15 protein-coding genes are annotated in these 16,812 nt (G+C 46.9%); 12 read left to right on the forward strand and 3 right to left on the reverse strand.

The genetic code is table 11. The features are described from left to right. Positions 1-2: 2 nt before the first annotated feature. A complete protein-coding gene (locus LS482_RS07950) occupies positions 3-881 on the reverse strand; it encodes an aldo/keto reductase (RefSeq protein ID WP_233031244.1) in 879 nt (292 codons plus the stop codon). Positions 882-1,144: 263 nt separating this feature from the next. On the opposite strand from LS482_RS07950, the gene LS482_RS07955 reads away from it, so the two are divergent. From LS482_RS07955 to LS482_RS07995, 9 genes are all read left to right on the forward strand, one after another. After that, positions 1,145-1,990, forward strand: coding sequence for a DUF4382 domain-containing protein (locus LS482_RS07955; protein ID WP_233031245.1), 846 nt, complete (start codon positions 1,145-1,147; stop codon positions 1,988-1,990). A 342-nt stretch (positions 1,991-2,332) separates the two neighbouring features. Next, the gene (locus LS482_RS07960) at positions 2,333-3,334 is read left to right on the forward strand and encodes an AAA family ATPase (RefSeq protein ID WP_233031246.1); all 1,002 of its coding nucleotides are present in this window, start codon (positions 2,333-2,335) and stop codon (positions 3,332-3,334) included. Between the two features lie 124 nt (positions 3,335-3,458). Then, a complete protein-coding gene (locus tag LS482_RS07965; protein WP_233031247.1) occupies positions 3,459-4,325 on the forward strand; it encodes a DUF58 domain-containing protein in 867 nt (288 codons plus the stop codon). A gap of 51 nt (positions 4,326-4,376) precedes the next feature. Beyond that, positions 4,377-6,044 carry a DUF4179 domain-containing protein gene (locus LS482_RS07970; RefSeq protein ID WP_233031248.1) on the forward strand — a complete coding sequence of 556 codons (1,668 nt, stop codon included), beginning with the start codon at positions 4,377-4,379 and terminating at the stop codon, positions 6,042-6,044. Positions 6,045-6,047: 3 nt separating this feature from the next. Then, complete coding sequence (locus LS482_RS07975) at positions 6,048-7,049, forward strand: vWA domain-containing protein (protein WP_233031249.1); 1,002 nt, start codon at positions 6,048-6,050, stop codon at positions 7,047-7,049. A 116-nt stretch (positions 7,050-7,165) separates the two neighbouring features. Then, entirely contained in the window at positions 7,166-8,209 is a 1,044-nt protein-coding gene (locus LS482_RS07980) for a VWA domain-containing protein (RefSeq protein ID WP_233031250.1), read from the forward strand. A 42-nt stretch (positions 8,210-8,251) separates the two neighbouring features. Continuing rightward, complete coding sequence (locus LS482_RS07985; protein ID WP_233031251.1) at positions 8,252-9,148, forward strand: tetratricopeptide repeat protein; 897 nt, start codon at positions 8,252-8,254, stop codon at positions 9,146-9,148. 50 nt (positions 9,149-9,198) lie between these two features. Next, positions 9,199-10,980 carry a BatD family protein gene (locus LS482_RS07990; RefSeq protein WP_233031252.1) on the forward strand — a complete coding sequence of 594 codons (1,782 nt, stop codon included), beginning with the start codon at positions 9,199-9,201 and terminating at the stop codon, positions 10,978-10,980. A gap of 73 nt (positions 10,981-11,053) precedes the next feature. Beyond that, positions 11,054-11,812 carry a tetratricopeptide repeat protein gene (locus LS482_RS07995; protein WP_233031253.1) on the forward strand — a complete coding sequence of 253 codons (759 nt, stop codon included), beginning with the start codon at positions 11,054-11,056 and terminating at the stop codon, positions 11,810-11,812. Here LS482_RS07995 and LS482_RS08000 read toward each other — a convergent pair. Then, on the reverse strand, positions 11,809-12,738 hold the full coding sequence (locus LS482_RS08000) for a cation diffusion facilitator family transporter (protein ID WP_233031254.1): 930 nt from the start codon (positions 12,736-12,738) through the stop codon (positions 11,809-11,811). The genes LS482_RS07995 and LS482_RS08000 overlap by 4 nt on opposite strands. A gap of 306 nt (positions 12,739-13,044) precedes the next feature. On the opposite strand from LS482_RS08000, the gene LS482_RS08005 reads away from it, so the two are divergent. The 3 genes from LS482_RS08005 (at position 13,045) to LS482_RS08015 (ending at position 15,875) form a co-directional block, all read left to right on the forward strand. After that, positions 13,045-13,356 carry a hypothetical protein gene (locus LS482_RS08005; protein ID WP_233031255.1) on the forward strand — a complete coding sequence of 104 codons (312 nt, stop codon included), beginning with the start codon at positions 13,045-13,047 and terminating at the stop codon, positions 13,354-13,356. A 195-nt stretch (positions 13,357-13,551) separates the two neighbouring features. Then, complete coding sequence (locus LS482_RS08010; RefSeq protein ID WP_233031256.1) at positions 13,552-15,195, forward strand: SulP family inorganic anion transporter; 1,644 nt, start codon at positions 13,552-13,554, stop codon at positions 15,193-15,195. A 41-nt stretch (positions 15,196-15,236) separates the two neighbouring features. After that, entirely contained in the window at positions 15,237-15,875 is a 639-nt protein-coding gene (locus tag LS482_RS08015; protein ID WP_233031257.1) for a carbonic anhydrase family protein, read from the forward strand. A gap of 94 nt (positions 15,876-15,969) precedes the next feature. Here the strand turns inward: LS482_RS08015 and LS482_RS08020 are convergent, their stop codons facing one another. Continuing rightward, the gene (locus LS482_RS08020) at positions 15,970-16,812 is read right to left on the reverse strand and encodes a hypothetical protein (RefSeq protein WP_233031258.1); all 843 of its coding nucleotides are present in this window, start codon (positions 16,810-16,812) and stop codon (positions 15,970-15,972) included.

The raw sequence follows: 16,812 nt of genomic DNA on the forward strand, positions 1-16,812 counted from the left end.
AACTACGGCACCTTATGCCCCTGGCTGGCCACGAGCAGTAAAAACCAGTCTTCCCGTTCCATATCTATATCCAGGGCCTTTACGGCATTCGTAATCCGCTCGGGAGAGGTCGTCCCGATAACCGGGCGTATTCCCGCAGGGTGTTTTAATATCCATGCCAGCAAAAGCTGATCGGCCGATACGCGGTATTTCACCACAAGGTCCATCAGCAATTCCTTTATCCGGTCGGTCTGCGGTGTTTTTTCCCGGAATGTCTTCCCAAGCGGGCTCCAGGCCATGGGAAGTATGCCGTCAACCATCATCCGGTCAAGCGTACCGTTGTGTATGGCGCTGAATTCGGTAATGGAAAATTCTATCTGGTTGGCGCTTACAGCGGTCACAGACCGGATCAGTTCCATTTGCGAGGGTGTAAAATTAGACAGCCCGAACTCCCGGATCTTTCCCGAAAATTTCAGTTTCTCCACAGCGATCGCGATCTCCTGCGGGTCCATAAGGGGACTCGGCCTGTGCAGCAGTAACAGGTCCAGGTAGTCGGTACGGAGGTTCTTCAGCGATTGCTCCACAGACCAGACCATGTAATCTGCCGTATAATTGTAGTGTTTTACCTTATTGTTCCTTTTTTCACACGGATACTGAATACCGCATTTGGAGATCAGCTGGATATTTTCGCGCTGTATGCCGCTGTCCGAAAAGGCTTTTCCGAATTCTTCCTCGGTAGTATATCCGCCGTAAATGTCGGCATGATCAAAGGTGGTGATATTGTTTTCCAGGCAGTGGTGTATGCGTGCTTCCATTTCTTTTACGGAAAACTGCTTTCCCCAGCTTCCCCAGGTCATGGTTCCGGCAATAATTCCGGAATACTCCGTCTTTTTTTCTTTCATAGATAAAAACTGATTTTCGGGGTAAAACTTCGCGGCAACATCATCAAAAGGCAGCTGCAATCACTTCCCGTTGACCGGAAACCCCACTTGTTACGATAAAAAATGCCCCTTCGGACATCTCCGTCACAAAGTTACTTCCACGCGTATAAAAGTAACACTTTATTTTGGAGTTGCCCGTCAACAAAACATTAAAAATAAGCCCTTTGCAGGTAGGGTTTTTCACCTTAAAACTGTTTTAATTAATGAATGCAAAAAATGAACAGATGAAACGTTTTAAATTTTTAGCTGTAATGATGTCCGTTGTGTTTCTGGGCACAGGGCTATTTATCTCGTGCAGCAATGACGATGACAGCAACAATGGACAAACTGCAAAAGTTTCGGTGAGGCTGACAGATGCTCCGGGCGATTATGAAGCCGTTAATATTGATGTTCAGGATGTACTGGTCAACCGGGACGCTAATGATACTACCGAAGGCGGCTGGGAGAGTATAGGCCTTGCAGATGCAGGCATATACGACCTTCTTGAACTAACCGGCGGAACAACCACTCTTCTTGTGGAAGGAGATATCCCTTCCGGAAGATTAGAACAGATACGCCTTGTTTTAGGTGAACAAAATACTGTGGTCATAGACGGGGATACCATTCCGCTTACCACTCCCAGCGCGCAACAATCCGGTTTAAAACTCAACGTTCACGAAGACCTTGAAGCCGGTTTTACCTATGATTTCACACTCGATTTTGATGTAGACCAGTCTGTTGTAAAGGCGGGAGCTTCCGGGAAGTACAATTTAAAACCCGTTATTCGTGTAAGCACCGAAATATCTTCCGGGATCATAACCGGGGCAATAGCTCCTGTAGACCTGGGCTTCCAGGTGCTCGCATCGGTACAGATAAGTGAAGAAGAAACCATATCTGCATATACTGACGAAAATGGTACTTTTATGCTTTACGGTGTTCCCGAAGGCACTTATACCGTAACGCTCACAGCTGACGAAGCATCGGGCCTCCCTCCTGTTACCGTAGATAACGTAATTGTTGTCAATGGTGAAATATCGGACATAGGCACCATAGATATCGATGCAGAGCAGGTAACAGAGCGTTCCATGTAATGCACTCTGATGCGGTGGCAGGAATACAATTACTGCCTATCGGATTAAAAATACAGGGGACCGGCAATGGGGAAAGCCTGTCGTGACTGGTTATCTGCAGTCTGTCAGGCACTGGGGTATATTTTTTCCCATTCCGGATTCCCTTTTATATTTTTCCTTCCTTTCCCTCCTCCCTATTGATCAAATGCGTTAATTTATCATAAATTTTTGCAAAGAGTACGTTATTACGAAATGCAAATTTTATTTTTTAACTATAAATTAACTCTCGCATTCTAAATTAATTTTTCAATTTGCATCGTAATAAGAAGGTTTAGTATATTCACGGCGGAAAAACTATAATTGATGGAAGATAGCAGAACTTCAGATATTGGTCTGATCAACGAAAAAATACAGAAAGAAAGTGCTTTTGTCGACCTGCTCACCTTAGAGATGAACAAGGTTATTGTAGGGCAGAAACACATGATAGAGCGGCTTTTAATAGGCCTTTTGGCGCAGGGTCATATTCTGCTTGAAGGGGTTCCCGGATTGGCAAAGACCCTGTCCATCAACACCCTGGCAAAAGCGGTGGATGGCAGTTTCAGCAGAATTCAGTTTACGCCGGACCTCCTCCCTGCCGATGTGATAGGGACCATGATCTACAACATCAAGGAGAACGATTTCTCTATAAAAAAAGGCCCTATTTTTGCCCACTTTGTCCTGGCAGACGAGATCAACAGGGCCCCGGCAAAAGTACAATCGGCACTGCTGGAGGCCATGCAGGAAAAACAGGTGACCATAGGAGACACTACCTTTAAACTGGACAAACCGTTCCTGGTCATGGCCACTCAAAACCCCGTGGAACAGGAAGGTACTTATCCGCTCCCCGAGGCACAGGTAGACCGTTTTATGCTCAAAACGGTTATTGACTACCCGAAACTGGATGAGGAACAACTCATTATAAGGGCCAACCTCAACGGGTCTTTCGAAGAAGTAAAACCCGTGGTTTCCCTGGAACAGATACTCAAGGCCCAGCAAGCTGTAAAGGATGTGTATATGGATGAAAAAATAGAGAAATACATTCTCGATATCATCTTTGCCACACGATATCCGGAAAAATACAACCTGTCCGATATAAAACCGCTGATCAACTTCGGGGCATCCCCGAGGGGAAGTATCAACCTGGCCAATGCGGCCAAGTGTTATGCCTTCATAAAACGGCGGGGCTATGTAGTACCCGAAGATGTAAGGGCCGTGGTTCACGACGTTCTTCGCCACAGGATAGGGCTCACTTATGAGGCAGAAGCCGAAAACATTACCTCTGTGGATATTATCAATAAGATTGTAAATGAAGTGGAAGTCCCCTAAAATTATCCGGAAACCATATCGGAGGAATTACGGGAAAAATGATGGAACAATTAAACACGTCTGACAGCCAAACGCGTCAGATGTTAGAAAACCCTCCTCTCCGGGGGGACCAGGAAGGGTAAGCATGGATACCAAAGAACTACTCAGAAAAGTAAGGAAAATAGAGATCAAGACACGCCGGTTGTCCGATCACATCTTTGGAGGCGAATACCACTCCACCTTTAAAGGGAGGGGAATGACCTTCAGTGAGGTTCGCCAGTACCAGTTCGGCGACGATGTGAGGAACATCGACTGGAATGTCACCGCCCGGTATAACGAACCTTTTGTAAAGGTATTCGAAGAAGAACGGGAACTTACCATGATGCTCATTGCGGACGTAAGCGGAAGCCAGTTTTTCGGTACCACGGCACAGTTCAAAAACGAAATCATTACGGAAATAGCCGCCACACTGGCTTTCTCTGCCCTTCAGAACAATGACAAAATAGGCCTCATCCTGTTTTCAGACAAGATCGAACTGTACATTCCCCCGAAAAAGGGAAAATCGCATGTGCTCCGTATTATCCGCGAACTCCTGGAATTCGAATCCGAAAGTAAAAAAACCGATATTGCGGAAGCACTCAAATTCCTGTCCAACGTAATGAAAAAAAAGGCCATTGTCTTTGTCCTTTCTGACTTTATGGCCGAAGATTATGATCACACGTTGAAAATTGCCGGCAAAAAGCACGACATTACCGGGATCCGGGTATACGACAAGCACGAAGAAAGCCTGCCCAACCTGGGGATCATCTCGGTTGAGGACGAGGAAACAGGAGAATTACTGACCGTAAACACCCAATCCGGAAAAGTACGGAATACCTATGCGACATACCACAGGGAACGCGTCGGTTATTTTCAGAACGCCTTTACCCGGAGCGGTGCAGGTGTACTGCACAACAGGATAGACGAAAGTTATGTAAAAAAACTCCTGGGATATTTTAAACGAAGGGCATAAAAAATAACGGAACCAAAAAGCACTAACAAGGCTGAAAATTTTGAACAATTCATGATAAAAGACCTTTTCGTCATAAGAACGCAATGTTTTTCTCTCACCAAGGTGGGGGCGAAAGCTTTTTTTGTCGCCTTGCTTCTTGCCGCTCATGTCCGGGGTATTTCCCAAACCGATCCGCAGGTCTCTTCGGATATAGATTCTACCCGGATGAAAATAGGGGAACAGCTTCATTTCGAGATCAAAGTCGATGCCGACAGTACGGCCCTCGTGGTCTTTCCTGAAGGACAGACCTTCTCCCCACTCGAAATGGTGGAAGCTACCGATATAGACACGTTCAGAAACAAGGACCGGTTTAACCTCACGCGCAAATACGCCCTTACGCAATTCGACTCGGGACATTATACGCTCCCGCGGCAAAAGGTCATCATCAACAACAGGGAATTCTATACGGACTCCCTCGAGGTCACTGTCGGAAATATTCCGGTAGACACCACCAAACAAAAGATGTACGATATCAAACCCCTGCAGGAAGTAAGCCATAATTACTCCGGCTGGGGAAAACTCCTGTTATGGGGCCTTGTTATCCTTCTCGTTACCGGCGCCCTCGTATACTGGTTCTTCATCCAGAAAAAGCCGCTTAGCGAAGCCGAAAAAGAAGCCCTGCTCCCGCCCTTCGACCGGGCACTGCTGGGACTTAAAAAGCTGGAAGAATCGAGATACCTCATACAGTCCCAGTACAAGGAATACTATTCCGAGCTCACTAACATTGTTCGTGCCTATCTCGAAGAAGAAGTACACATATCGGCCATGGAAAGCACTACCGAAGAATTGGTAACCAAACTCGAGATCATGCAGCAGGCCGGCAAACTCAACCTGGAAAAAAACACTATAGCCAACTTTAAAGACGTACTGCAAAAAGCCGACCTGGTAAAATTTGCAAGGTCGCGGCCGGATACCAATGTCGCCGAGGCCGACCGTAAAGTCATAGAGAATGTAGTGGTTAAAACAAAAGAGGCCATTCCCGAACCCACGGAAGAAGAATTGTTGTTAAAAGCGGAATACCTGGCCGAAATGGAGCAGAAACGCCGTAAAAAGAAACGTATTTATATAGGCATAGCCGCCGCATGCCTGATACTCATAGCCACGGGGAGCGCCATAGCTTATTACGGGTTCCACGAGGTTAAGGATTCGGTTTTCGGGCACCCCTCCCGGGAATTGCTCCAGGGCGAATGGATAAACAGCGAATACGGATACCCTTCGATTGTCCTGGAAACCCCCAAAGTACTCCGGCGAACGGAAGTAGAACTCCCGGATACCATGAAACAGGTGGTCAGCACCAACCAGACCTTCGCTTACGGCAGTATGGCGGAAAACCTGCACATCTCGGCAAGCGTCACTACCTTTCGCGAAGGTGTGGAATTCCGCGTTGAAGATGCCGTACAGGGAGCCATAAAAACCATGGAACAGCAAGGGGCAAAAAACCTGATCGTAAAACAGGACGAATTCACCACGCCCTCCGGTAAAAAAGGCAGTAAAGTTTACGGCAGCCTGGATATTACAGAACCCAGCAGTGACAAAACATTCAAAGGAGAATATATCATACTGAATTTCACCGAACAAGGGGCATTCCAACAGGTGATCATTGTCCACAGACAGGACGACAGGTATGCCAAGGATATCGAAAACAGGATCGTAAATTCGATCGATTTTAAAAACAAATAGAACATGCTGGAGAACATTCAATTTGCCAATCCGCAATTCTTCTGGTTGCTGTTGTTGCTTCCTCTGGCCCTCGTATGGTATATATTCAACAGGAAAAAGGAAACGGCTCCGCTGAAAATGTCTTCCGTCAAAGGGTTCAAAACCGGGGCCTCCGTACTCCCGAAGTTAAAACCGGGGCTTTTTGTCCTTCGCATGCTCGCCCTGGCAGCATTGATAACGGCAATGGCCAGGCCGCAGACCCTGGATATTTCGTCCAGGACCAAGACCACGAGAGGGATCGACATTGTCATGGCTCTCGATTTTTCCTCCAGTATGCTGGCCAAAGACCTGAAACCCAACCGCCTCATTGCCCTCAAGGAAGTAGTGGCGGAATTCATAAAAAACAGGCCCAACGACAGGATCGGCCTGGTGGCCTATGCCGGGGAGAGTTATACCCCGATCCCCGTTACCAGTGATAAAGCGCTGGTATTGCGCACCCTCGATGAACTGGACTTTGAAATGTTAAAAGACGGTACGGCCATAGGCATGGGACTGGCCACGTCTGTAAACCGCCTCAAGGACAGCAAGGCAGAAAGCAAAATCATCATTCTCCTCACTGACGGTGTAAACAATACCGGGGTCATTGAACCCCTTACCGCCACCGAACTGGCAAAAGAATACGGCATTAAAACCTATACCATAGGACTGGGCACCAACGGCATGGCCATGACCCCCGTAGCTTATAACCCCGACGGCTCCTTCCGTTACGGCATGCAAAAAGTGGAAATTGACGAGAAACTCCTCAAGGACATTGCCGGCGAGACCGGGGGAAAATATTTCAGGGCCACGAACAACAGAAAGCTCGAAGAGATCTACGACGAGATCAACCAGATGGAAACCACCGAGATCGAAGAGTTTAAATATTACAATTACGAAGAGAAATTCCGGCCGCTGGCCCTGATTGCAGGTGCCCTCCTGTTGCTGGAACTCTTGCTGCGATACACGGTTTTCCGCAGTTTTATATAGTACCTGAAGAAGCATTGAAAAGTTAAAAAATAATTAATCCGAACAGGCCGGTAATCCGAAACCCCGGATTACACCGTAAACTGTAAACGAAGGAACAACAAATATAAACCCGTCTGATGTACGTACTGGAAGAAAAAATATATTTTTACCTCCTTGCCGTTATTCCGGTAATCATACTGCTTTTTGTCCTTCTGCAACTGTGGAAAAAAAGGACGCAGAAAAAGTTTGCAGACGCTCCGTTGCTGAAAAGGCTCAGTCCCGAAACCTCAACCTTCAAGCCCCTGCTGAAACTCATTACGCTTCTGCTCGCTTTCACCTGCCTCTCCTTCGCCTTGGTCAATCCCAAACTGGGCACAAAGCTCGAAACCGTAAAAAGGGAAGGCGTGGATATCGTATTTGCCACGGATGTATCCAAAAGTATGCTGGCCGAGGACATCACCCCGAACCGGCTCGAAAAATCCAAACGCCTCATTTCGGAGATCATCAACCAGCTTGCGGGCGACCGGATAGGTATCATAGCCTATGCCGGGGAAGCTTTTCCCCAGTTGCCCATCACCACAGATTATGCCGCGGCAAAAATGTTCCTGCAGGGAATGAATACCGACATGTTATCTTCCCAGGGAACGGCCATCGGAGATGCTATTGATATGGCCAAAGATTATTTCAACGACGCGGAGCAGACCAACAAAATCCTGGTCATTGTTTCGGACGGGGAAGATCACGAGGAAAACATTAGCTACGCCATTAGCGAAGCCCGGGAAAAGGGCATCCGGATAGTTACTATTGGCGTGGGGACGGCCAAAGGGGGCCCCATTCCCATAAAACGGAACGGTATTACCGAAACCTACAAAAAGGACCGTCAGGGCGAAGTAGTGATCACCAAGCTGAACGAAGAAACCCTGAAAGAGATTTCCGAAGAGACCAACGGTGCGTATATTAACGGCCGGAGTACTTCAGAAGTTGTTTCCTTTATGAAGGATTTTCTGGGGCAAATGGATAAAAAAGAGTTCGAAACAAAACAGTTCGCCGACTACAAAAGCCAGTTTCAATGGTTTTTGGGAGCAGCCATTTTATTGTTAATTTTAGACCTTCTCTTTCTCGAAAGAAAGACCGCCTGGTTGCGAAAGCTGAACCTGTTTAATGAAAAAAACGAAAAGTAGCAACTTAATACTTAACTTGTCAACACATTAAAGTACAGAAAAATGACCGTTTTTTCACAACATAAAAGTGCCGTAAGGCCGGGAAACTGGATAGTCCCTGTCCTGTTCCTGTCTGTCTTTCTCTCCCGCGGTCAGGAACAGGACAGGGAAGCCGAAAAGACCGCACGGATATCCGAGAACCTGGTCTCCGAAGCCAACGAAGAGCTCGCCGGTGACAATTTTGAAGATGCGGAAGTAAAATACAGGGAGGCCATCGCGAAAAATGCAGAAAATGCCACGGCCCGGTACAATCTCGGGAATGCGTACTACCGGAAGGAAAAACTCGGGGAAGCTTTTACCCGCTTCAAACAGGCCGGGGAAACCGCCGGCACCAAAAAAGAAAAACACAAAGCCTATCACAACCTCGGTAATGTGTTCATGAAAAACAAGGAATACCAGAAAGCCGTCGAAGCGTACAAGGAGGCCCTCCGGAACGATCCGACAGATGAGGAAACCCGGTATAATTTTGCCCTGGCCAAGGAGATGTTAAAGAAAAACCCTCCCGAAGACAACAAAAACGACAAAGACGACAAAAAAGAGGACCAGGACAAAGACAAGCAGGACCAGAATAAAGACAAACAGGATCAGGGCGGAGAAGGCAATAAAGAAGACGACCAAAAGGACCGGAATCAGGGCGATGAGGGAGATAAGGACGATCAGCAACCCGAAAAGAACAAGGATCAGGGGAATGAAGATCAGGGGGAAGATGAAAAAGACCAGGGCCAGGAAGGACAGCCCGAAGAAGGTGAAGGCGAGCCCCGTCCCGGACAAAGCCAGTTGTCACCGCAACAGGTACAGGCCCTGCTCGATGCCATGAGTAAAGAAGAAAAACGGGTCCAGGACAAGATCAATGCCAAAAAGGCAAAAGGAGCCAAGGTAAAATCCGAGAAAGACTGGTAAGTCAGAACCCGGTAAAATACCTGTGCTATCTAAAGTGACTTAAAAAAATTATGGGAATCAGGAAAAACATATTCATACTATCCGCACTGCTGTTGTTCTCCTCCCTCTGCTTCTCCCAAGAGGAAAGCGTTCAGTTCGAAGCCAAGGTAAGCAAGGAAAAGCTGGGAGTCAACGAGCGGCTGCGCATAGATTTTAAAATGAATAAGGACGGGGATAACTTTACACCCCCCGACTTTAAAGGTTTTACGGTGGTTATGGGACCCAACCAGTCCGTGAGCCATTCATGGATAAACGGCAAACGCAGTTTTTCCAAAACATATTCCTATGTACTGGCGCCCGTGGGCCGTGGAAAATTCACCATAGAGCAGGCTACCATCGAAATAGACGGCAACACGTACAAAACCCTTCCCGTAACGGTAGAAGTTACGGCAGCCGTAGCCGATCCGGGCCAGCAAAACAATGCGGACGATATCGCAGAAGACAACCTGCATCTGGTAGCGGAAGTGTCAAAATCTTCCCCCTACCTCAACGAAGCGATTACAGTGGTTTATAAACTCTATGTAAGCCCGGACACCAACGTTTCCGATTTCCGCCCCCTGGACAATCCCACCTATAATAATTTCTGGAGCCAGGAAATCGATATCAAACGATATGATGTGAAGAACGGCACGTACAACGGAAAACCTTACCGCTACGTGGTTTTGAAACAGGTGGTGCTGTATCCGCAGAAAGAAGGAAAACTCACCCTGGAACCGCTTGCGCTCGACGTTACCGTCGATGTACCCACCAATCGCAGGGACATTTTCGGAGGACGCCTCTATACGCAGGCGCACAAAACGGTTTCCGCGGGAAATCGTACCATTAACGTCAAGCCGCTGCCACAACAGGGAAAACCGGCAGACTTTACCGGGGCCGTAGGTAAATTCGATTTTAAAATAACTCCTTCCAAGACTGCTCTAAAAGCTTCGGAATCCTTTCAGTTAAAAGTGGAGGTCAAGGGAAAGGGGAATTTCAAACTGTTCTCCCTGCCCAAAGTAGACCTTCCCAGTTCCATGGAAGTATACAACCCGGAATTCGAGGAAAACATCTCGACTTCGCTTTCCGGTATGTCGGGGTCGGTATCCGACAACTATACCGTGGTGCCCCAGTTCAAGGGACAGTATGCCGTCCCGGGCATTTCATTCTCGTATTTCGATCCGGGGACCGGTTCCTATAAGACCATTCGTTCCGAACAGGCCGTTGTAGATGTACTCGAAGGTCCGCAGCCTGTTGCATCCACATCCGCCCCCGCAGCTCCGGGAAATGTTAAACAAAATGTCATCGCATCGGGAAGCCAGTTCAAGTTCATCAAACTTTCCCCCGCACTCAAACCCATGGAAAAGGACGACTTTTTCCGGTCCGGTTTGTTTTATACCCTGCTTATAGCCCCGTTCCTGTTTATTCCGCTTGCCGTATTCGCCATAAAAAAGAAACAAAAGATCTCGGCAGACGTGCGGGGCAGTCGCATGCGAAAAGCCAACAGGCTGGCCAGGAAATATTTATCTGAAGCCCGGAAAACACTGGGTAAAAAAGAGGCTTTCTACATTGCACTCGAAAGAGCCCTCCACAACTACCTGAAAGCGAAAATCCATATAGAGACCTCTGAATTCAGCAAAGAAAAGATCACTACCATACTTCAGGAAAAAGAAGTTGACAACGTGAGTGTGGAAGGATTTATAAACCTGCTCCAAAGTTGCGAGCTGGCCCGTTATACCCCGGCATCGGAGGTAACCATGCAACAGGATTACGAGAAAGCGGTCGCCGTGATCTCTCAAATGGACAAACAGATTTAAAAGGATCATCCGCAGAGCACCAGTAAAAACTGCCGTGATCCCGAAGCCAAAAAATATATTAAGAAGGAATAACATGAGAATCGCCACCATAGTTATAGTATTGCTCTCCCACTGCTGGGGCTTTTCGCAAGAACAGTCGTCTGAGAAGCTTTTTGAAGAAGCGACCGTCCTTTACAACAACGGCGATTATGAAGGCGCCGCAGCGAACTACCGGACCATACTGGATGGCGGGGAGCACTCCGCATCGGTATACTATAACCTGGCCAATGCGTACTACAAACTCAACAACATCCCCGAAAGCATCTATTATTACGAAAAGGCCCTGCAACTGGCACCGAACGACCAGGACATTAAAAACAACCTTGTATTTGCCCGGAACAAGACGATAGATGCCATAGAAACCGTACCCCGGACGGGAATATCCAGGTTCTGGGAAAAATTTACCGGAAACTTTCATTACGATACCTGGGCGGGCATTGCTGTGGCTTTTGCCTTTTTATCGGCCCTGCTGTTCCTCTTTTACTATTACCTGAGCTCATCGGTTAAAAAGAGGATATTCTTTGTAGCAAGCATAGTTTCGGTGATCTGTATGTGTTTCAGTGTATACATAGCGTATTCCGGCTACCACAAAAGTATTCATACCCGATTTGCCATTATTTTTGCCGGGGAGTCCCAGGTAATGTCCGAACCCAATTCCAGAAGTGAGCAAGCCTTTCTCCTCCACAGCGGTACCAAGGTACAGGTCCTGGAAACCCTGGACGACTGGAAACACATCCGGCTGGCCGACGGAAAAACCGGCTGGCTGCCACAGGACGACATAAAAGAACTTTAAGCCTTCCTGTTCTTATTTTGCGCTGCGGACAGGGAGGTAGGCTCTTCCCTATCCCGTTCTTCGTAAGGTTCCACATGGATGAGGATATGTTCCGTATCAGGCATTTCTTCCTGTAAGGCATCCTTGAGATCATGAGCCAGCTTGTGCCCTTCCCTTACCGTGATCTCCGCATCTACAATGGCATGCAGGTCTATATGGTATTTCATCCCGGTTTTGCGTACATAACACTTTTCGGTAGTTATAATCCCGTCTACCTGCCGGGCGATTTCACGTACTCGTTTTATGCGGTCTTCATAGCGTTGTTCGTCCATGACCTCCCCGAGTGCCGGGCGGAAAATCAGGTAACTGTTATACACAATAAAACCCGATGCAAAGAGCGCAGCCCAGTCATCGGCAGCTTCATATCCCTTCCCGAGGAAAAGTGCTATGGCTATTCCGATAAAAGCCGCAACCGAAGTAATTGCGTCGCTTCTGTGGTGCCAGGCGTCTGCCCGCAGAGAAGAACTCCCCGTTTCCCTGCTTTTCCGTATTACCTTGCGATAAGACAATTCTTTCCACAGTATAATCAGACCCAGCACAATAAGGGTATAAGGTTTCGGGAGGGCGTGTGGTGTACCTATATTTTTTATACTCTCATACGCAATGATCGTAGCCGAGACCACCAGAAACCCTACAATGACAAAAGTAAGCAAAGGTTCCGCCTTGCCGTGCCCGTAGGGGTGGTTCTTGTCTGCCGGGCGGCTGGCGTATTTCAGTCCCAGCAATACCAAAAGCGAAGAAAACACGTCGGTAGTGGACTCCATGGCATCGGCTATAAGGGCGTATGAATTGCCGAAAATACCCGTAACCCCTTTTATAACCGCAAGGGCAGCATTACTCAACATACTGAAGTAAATCGCTTTTACCGCTACCTGTTCCCTGGTCATTTACCTTCGTTTTGAACAAAAATATAACATCCCCGTGTTTTACATTAGTATTTATTCTATAATTTTCCCGAAAACTGACAGGTATATACTGTACGGAATTATAACAAAATTCCGTACACATTTTAACATCATAACTCCGTTAAAACACAACACATTCATTATCAATGACATAAAATTAAATATGTTTTTTTAGTAACTCATTAAAATCATGCCGGACAACAGTGTTTTAAATGTTCCTTAACATACATTTCAAAAAATCCTGTTATTTTTGTACCCTTGCAAACTGTAAAAACGAAAGACAACCACTTGGTACTGAAGAAATCGACATATCACAATATTGCCGTTTCGTTACTGGTGCTTTTCGGGACATTCCTTATTACGCCCGCTATAGTGACCATTATAGAAAAAGGTGCCGATGTTTCCATGTTTTATTCCGCTACGGAAGAAGAAAATAAAGAAACGACCAAGGTTGTTGACGACCGTATCGTAAAAAGCATACACGATACTTCGTTTGTATTGTCTTCCCCTTTGTATGAAAAGGACACCATGGTTTATGTCGAAAATCTTTACACTTCTTATAGGGTAGACAAATTCTGTCCGCCTCCGGAATTATCCTGATTATTCCGTTTATTCAAGACCCTTTTACGATTGCTAACGGGACATTTTTTATGTAACTGTCCGTTTGCCCCGGTCTTTATTTGATCTGCAATGCCTTCCGTATTTTCATATGGAACAGGCAGAGGGTTATTATATCATGTGCTTTTGAGAAAATCTTACAAGCACCAAATCACTTCATCCTATTAAATTTTTTTTATGAAAGAGAAAATGTCATTTTTTGCAAATCTGAAATCGGATTTTGCGGCAGGCCTCGTGGTTTTCCTGGTAGCATTGCCTCTGTGTCTCGGGATAGCCATGGCTTCCGGAGCACCGCTGTTTGCCGGTATCATTTCCGGTATCGTCGGAGGTATTGTGGTAGGCTACCTCAGCCAGTCACACGTCAGTGTTTCAGGTCCTGCTGCAGGGCTCACGGCAATTGTCCTTGTAGCCATCACGGACCTCGGCGCCTTCGAGGTATTCCTGACCGCCGTATTACTTGCCGGGCTTATACAACTTGTACTTGGTTTTATCAAGGCGGGTACCATATCCAATTATTTCCCGACCAATGTCATCTCGGGAATGCTGGCCGGTATCGGTGCTATCATCTTCTTAAAACAGGTTCCCAAAGCCCTCGGCTCGGATGTGGAAATAGGCTCCGGCCTTGCTATATTCAGCGATCTTATCGCTTCTTTCCGGGACATACAGCCGGGAGTGATTATGGTTACCCTTATCTCCCTCGGTATATTGATTGCCTGGGAAAAGGTAAGCGCACTCAAAAGACTGAAACTGCTTCCGGGAGCTTTGGTAGCTGTGGTTATGGGCACCCTTATTAACGAAGCTTTCGTTTTGTCGGGCAGCTCACTGGCCATTACATCAAATTATATGGTCAACCTTCCTGTACCTACCACAGCAGAAGAGTTCAGGGGAATGGTCTCGCTTCCGAACTTTGCTTCCGTGGTCAATCCCGACGTATGGATAGCTGCCATAACCATTGCCATCGTAGCCTCTATCGAGTCATTACTCAACCTGGAAGCCTCGGTACGATTAGACCCTTTAAAACGTTATGCCAGCGCCAACCGCGAACTCAAGGCACAGGGAATAGGGAACATCGTGTGCGGATTGATAGGAGGATTGCCTCTTACCACCGTTATCGTAAGGACTTCCACCAATATCAACGCAGGAGCAAAGAGTAAAGCCTCAGCCGTATTGCACGGTATCCTTCTCCTGGTTTGTGTATTGTCCATACCATTTGTACTTAACAGGATTCCACTGGCTACCCTGGCAGCCGTGCTGCTTACCATCGGGTATAAACTGGCCAAGCCTGCCACTTTTAAACATTTCTGGCTCAAGGGAAAATACCAGTTCATCCCGTTCGTTGCCACTTTCGGTGCCGTAGTATTTACCGACCTGCTGAAAGGAGTAGCACTGGGAATGATCATCAGCGTTATATTCATCCTCAGGGGGAATATCAAAAGGGCCTATTTCTTCCGCAAGGAGGAATACGAAGACGGTGATATCATTCACATAGACCTGGCCCAGGAAGTTTCTTTCCTGAACAAGGCGGCCATTAAACTGACGTTGAACCACCTTCCGGAAAACTCCCGGGTATTGATCAATGCATCAGATACCGTTTATATTGCACACGACATACTGGACCTCATTCACGAGTTCAAGACCATTACAGCTCCGGAGAGAGGCATACAAGTAGTGCTGGCGGGCTTCAAGGACGCCTACAAAATGGATAATGACGATGAAGAGGCCAACCACGTATTTGTGGAACATGAGAAACTGATGTCTGTCAGGCAAAACGGCAGTGCATCACATAAAAAGGTGATCTCCGAACTGATCAACGACAAATAAAAATTATTTCGAGAACTTTGTAATAACAATAAAAGAATCATATGAAAGCACATACTGCAGAAACCCAGGCCACGGTAACCCCGGCAAAGGCCCTGCAATTTTTAAAAGAAGGTAACCAGCGATTTGTAAAAAACCTCAGAGCCAACAGGGATCTGCTGGAACAGGTCAATGCTACCCAGGACGGGCAGTTTCCTTTCGCGGTGATTTTAAGCTGTATAGACAGCCGTACCTCGGCAGAACTGATATTCGACCAGGGGCTCGGCGATATCTTCAGTGCCCGTGTGGCCGGGAACATTATCAACGAGGATATCCTCGGAAGTATGGAATATTCGTGCAAAGTAGCCGGTTCCAAACTGATCGTGGTTCTCGGACATAGCAAATGCGGTGCGGTGACCAGCGCCTGCAAAGGGGTGAAAATGGGAAATATCACCGCCTTGCTGAGCAAAATGCAGGATTCCATTGATTCGGTAAGCAACGAAAAAAACGGTGTAGATCCTTCCTCTCCCGAATTCGTAGAGGCCGTTTCCCACCACAACGTGGTCCACACCATGAACGAGATACTCAAACGAAGTCCCGTATTAAAGGAAATGTTCGATGCCGGTGAAATAGGTGTTGCCGGAGGCTACTATGACGTAGTTTCGGGAGAAGTTGAGTTTATCAAGGAGATACTACACGACTAAACATCGCTAAAATATCCGAAATGCAAAAAGAAAACCGCTGGAAAAAAAATTCAGCGGTTTTTTGCTTTCTTATCCCAAGTGTGATGTTCTGCTGTTATTCTTTTATGGCAGCTATACGGAAATTGCCGATATAAATCCGGGAATGTTCATTGCCATCGGACGCAAAGTAAAAATACTTTTTCGATTCGGGATTAGCCATTTCGGTATCCAGGACCTTGTATTTATTGGCAAATACCCGCATACGGCTACCTATAACCTCTATTTGTACTTTCATAACATCATTCACAAAATACGACATGGGGAAGTCCATTTCACTGCTTTTCCGTCCGCTACCCACTTCCTTGCTCGTAAAGTTCAAATTGCCGAACTGGTATGAAAAATCGGCATTGATGGGTTTTTGGTTCGTCAGGTAATAATGCCCCTTTATCCCTTTGTTGTAATCAAACCCGAAGGCAGGGGTTCCCAGGTCTTTATAGTTCTCGGCCCTGGTAAGCATATCGAACTCCAAAGTAAAATTCTCCGGCATGGGCATCAGGTCTTTGATCTTGTACGTGTTTTCCGGATATACCCTGAGCCACTTTCCGGGTACACCGGGCAACGTTTCCACGGCACCGGTACCGTTACTCGTCCATTTGGAAGCCATATTACCTTCGGCATCCTGCGAAAAGTCATCCTGGAAGATTATTGTTCCGCCGGGTGTAAAATCATATACTGTTTTCGGAAGGTTCCGGAAAGGATCGTCAGACCCGCCTTTGGCCGGATTGTCCTCTCCGCCGGGATTACCGTCCCCCAATACATCGTCTACCTGTTTTTCTACGGCCTCTTCCGCTTTCTTTTCCAGCTTTTTCTTCAGTTTCTTTAAAAGTTGTGCCTCTGAAGTAGCCGGAGTAAAAAGACAAAAGACCAATGCCGATACAACTATACTCCATTGTTTCAT

Source organism: Sinomicrobium kalidii (assembly GCF_021183825.1).
GTDB classification, from domain to species: Bacteria; Bacteroidota; Bacteroidia; order Flavobacteriales; family Flavobacteriaceae; genus Sinomicrobium; species Sinomicrobium kalidii.